The 2,843-nt window shown below is 38.3% G+C and carries 2 protein-coding genes, 15 tRNA genes and 1 rRNA gene; all 18 read right to left on the reverse strand.

Features of this window, described 5'->3' with window-relative positions; all coding sequences use genetic code 11:
- A 16S ribosomal RNA gene (locus H8923_RS16775) occupies positions 1–117 on the reverse strand; the annotation flags it as partial.
- Between the two features lie 535 nt (positions 118–652).
- A complete protein-coding gene (locus tag H8923_RS16780) occupies positions 653–1,066 on the reverse strand; it encodes a hypothetical protein (protein WP_153973205.1) in 414 nt (137 codons plus the stop codon).
- An 18-nt stretch (positions 1,067–1,084) separates the two neighbouring features.
- Positions 1,085–1,339, reverse strand: coding sequence for a DUF2508 family protein (locus H8923_RS16785; RefSeq protein WP_153973204.1), 255 nt, complete (start codon positions 1,337–1,339; stop codon positions 1,085–1,087).
- A gap of 137 nt (positions 1,340–1,476) precedes the next feature.
- A tRNA-Val gene (locus H8923_RS16790) sits at positions 1,477–1,552 on the reverse strand.
- A gap of 9 nt (positions 1,553–1,561) precedes the next feature.
- A tRNA-Arg gene (locus tag H8923_RS16795) sits at positions 1,562–1,638 on the reverse strand.
- Positions 1,639–1,646: 8 nt separating this feature from the next.
- Positions 1,647–1,720 (reverse strand) — tRNA-Cys (locus H8923_RS16800).
- A 16-nt stretch (positions 1,721–1,736) separates the two neighbouring features.
- Positions 1,737–1,812: transfer RNA gene (locus H8923_RS16805), tRNA-Lys, on the reverse strand.
- An 8-nt stretch (positions 1,813–1,820) separates the two neighbouring features.
- Positions 1,821–1,897, reverse strand: a tRNA-His gene (locus tag H8923_RS16810).
- 10 nt (positions 1,898–1,907) lie between these two features.
- Positions 1,908–1,984, reverse strand: a tRNA-Pro gene (locus H8923_RS16815).
- A 9-nt stretch (positions 1,985–1,993) separates the two neighbouring features.
- A tRNA-Ile gene (locus H8923_RS16820) sits at positions 1,994–2,070 on the reverse strand.
- Positions 2,071–2,082: 12 nt separating this feature from the next.
- Positions 2,083–2,159 (reverse strand) — tRNA-Met (locus tag H8923_RS16825).
- A gap of 7 nt (positions 2,160–2,166) precedes the next feature.
- A tRNA-Phe gene (locus H8923_RS16830) sits at positions 2,167–2,242 on the reverse strand.
- Between the two features lie 3 nt (positions 2,243–2,245).
- A tRNA-Ser gene (locus H8923_RS16835) sits at positions 2,246–2,334 on the reverse strand.
- A gap of 24 nt (positions 2,335–2,358) precedes the next feature.
- Positions 2,359–2,434 (reverse strand) — tRNA-Gln (locus H8923_RS16840).
- A gap of 6 nt (positions 2,435–2,440) precedes the next feature.
- Positions 2,441–2,517 (reverse strand) — tRNA-Arg (locus H8923_RS16845).
- 20 nt (positions 2,518–2,537) lie between these two features.
- Positions 2,538–2,612, reverse strand: a tRNA-Gly gene (locus H8923_RS16850).
- 13 nt (positions 2,613–2,625) lie between these two features.
- A tRNA-Leu gene (locus H8923_RS16855) sits at positions 2,626–2,709 on the reverse strand.
- A 17-nt stretch (positions 2,710–2,726) separates the two neighbouring features.
- Positions 2,727–2,811, reverse strand: a tRNA-Tyr gene (locus H8923_RS16860).
- Between the last annotated feature and the right edge of the window lie 32 nt (positions 2,812–2,843).

Here is a 2,843-nt window from a genome sequence, read left to right on the forward strand (position 1 = left end):
GGTTACCCACGCGTTACTCACCCGTCCGCCGCTCTTTACCGAAGTAAATCGCTCGACTTGCATGTGTTAGGCACGCCGCCAGCGTTCATCCTGAGCCAGGATCAAACTCTCAAATAAAAGTTGATGGGCTCAGATACTGTTATATATCTGGCTTTGTTTGGTTGTTTCGAATAATTCTTATAAAGAATTAGTTATATAAATTAACCTACTGTTTAATTTTCAAAGTTCATTTTCTCGACTTACTTATCTTACCAAGTTTTTATTTCTTAGTCAAGACTTTTTTCAGTTTTATTTTGTCCTATCTCTCGGACAAGTAATAATATATCATTTTTATAACTATTGGTCAATAGTTTTTTTTAACTTTTTTTATTTTTTACATTTTATTTTGTAGATATTGATTTTTCAATCACTTACTTCATCATTTTATTTACGCTTTAATTTGAAGATAGTAATTAAATACTTATTTATTTTATCTTGAATTTTAATTTTTATACATAATAAATAACATAAATTATATTAAATAGAAATAGACTATAAATCTTAATCTATTTCTATTTATATATATTCAAGTATATTTTATCTCTACTTTAAATTGGATTTAATAAAAATATATAATATAATTCTAGCTAATTTTGTATTAAAATGAAATATACTAATCTATTTGAGATAATAATCTTTTGGTAACATCCGAAAGTTTTAATTCTCCTACTTCATAATTGCAAATGGCAATAATAACTTTAATTGCTTCATCAGAATTATCCCATTTATAAGCTCTTGCATTGATTATACTCTCTGGCGGCATAACCTCTTCTAACTCCATTGCTGCTTCATCAGCCATAGTCATAAGCTCATCAAATAATTCTTCATCCTCTACTTGATCTAATTCAAAATCTTCTTCTATATATTGTTTTAAAGTATCTATAGATATACTCAATTGATATGCTACAACATCCTCTCTCTTTGTAGCCTTAGACATATCCTTTTCTACTATAAAATCACTATTTTCTCTTATTATTTCTTTTATTTCTTCACTATCAACTATTTCAGTCCCAAATATTACGTACAAATCCTCATCTCCTTAATATTATTTAGCCATTGATTCTATTAAAGACTCTTTTATAGATCTTTTAATGCCTCTCTCTTTAGCTATTTTTATCAAATATTGATACTTAGATTTTTTTGCCTCTAATTCATATATTGCTACATCTATTAACTCTATATCCGTAACATTTTGAAAAAAATTTTCTGCATTTTTTATATCGTTTTGAGCTTGCTTTATTTCATTAATTATTTTTTCACTCTCAATACTAGAATTTTTCAATCTATCTTTTCTAGACATAATACAACCTCCTTAGTAACTTGTATTATAGAATCTTGACATTTTGTAGATTTCATATACATTTTACAAGTTATTTAAGTTTAGGAATATATTATTATAAGTATAAAAAAACCTCTAGTGAAATCACTAGAGGTTACTGGTGGGATTAACAGGGCTCGAACCTGTGACCCCCTGCTTGTAAGGCAGGTGCTCTCCCAGCTGAGCTATAATCCCAGGAGAATATGGTGCGCCCAAAGGGACTCGAACCCCTAACCTTCTGATTCGTAGTCAGACACTCTATCCAGTTGAGCTATAGGCGCATTTTTATTGGAGGCGACATCCAGATTCGAACTGGAGATCAAGGAGTTGCAGTCCACTGCCTTACCACTTGGCTATGTCGCCTTATTTATATATAAAATGGTGATCCATCCGCGACTCGAACGCGGGACACCCTGATTAAAAGTCAGGTGCTCTACCGACTGAGCTAATGGATCACAATGTATGGGGTGGATAATGAGAGTCGAACTCACGACCTCCAGAGCCACAATCTGGCGCTCTAACCAACTGAGCTATACCCACCATATTTTAATGGTCGAGGTGAAGGGACTCGAACCCCCGGCCCCATGGTCCCAAACCAAGTGCGCTACCAAACTGCGCTACACCTCGAGATTTAAGTGGTGGACCATCAGGGACTCGAACCCCAGACCTACCGGTTATGAGCCGGGCGCTCTAACCAACTGAGCTAATGGTCCATTAAATTAAATTGGTAGCGGTAACAGGAATCGAACCTGTGACCTTTCGGGTATGAACCGAACGCTCTAGCCAACTAAGCTATACCGCCACATTTTTGGTGCCCAGAGGCGGAATCGAACCACCGACACGGGGATTTTCAGTCCCCTGCTCTACCGACTGAGCTATCTGGGCATTTGGCGGAGAGGGTGGGATTCGAACCCACGGTGCCGTTAAGCATCACTGGTTTTCAAGACCAGCTCCTTAAACCACTCGGACACCTCTCCGTATTCTAATATATATAATTTACTTGGCAGGGGATGCAGGACTCGAACCTACGCATGTAGCAGTCAAAGTGCTATGCCTTACCGACTTGGCGAATCCCCTATAAAGTGGTGAGCGCACAGGGATTCGAACCCCGGACACACGCCTTAGAAGGGCGTTGCTCTATCCAGCTGAGCTATGCACCCACATTATAGTAAATTGTTAATGGAGCGGGAAACGAGATTCGAACTCGCGACTTCAACCTTGGCAAGGTTGCGCTCTACCACTGAACTATTCCCGCTTAGGTAATAAAGTGGTGCGGATGAAGGGAGTCGAACCCCCACGCCGTAGGCGCCAGATCCTAAGTCTGGTGCGTCTGCCAATTCCGCCACATCCGCGCTTAGTACTTTATTGTTGGTGGAGGATGGTGGATTCGAACCACCGAAAGCAATGCTAACAGATTTACAGTCTGCCCCCTTTGGCCGCTCGGGAAATCCTCCGTATTTATATGGAGCTGGTGATAGGAATCGAA

This window comes from Romboutsia faecis, from assembly GCF_014323405.1.
Classification (GTDB): Bacteria; Bacillota; Clostridia; order Peptostreptococcales; family Peptostreptococcaceae; genus Romboutsia_E; species Romboutsia_E faecis.

Bases quoted from the DNA above. Each gene is read 5' to 3' on its own strand.
- H8923_RS16785 (WP_153973204.1), bottom strand. From the start codon at position 1,339: ATGTCTAGAAAAGATAGATTGAAAAATTCTAGTATTGAGAGTGAAAAA.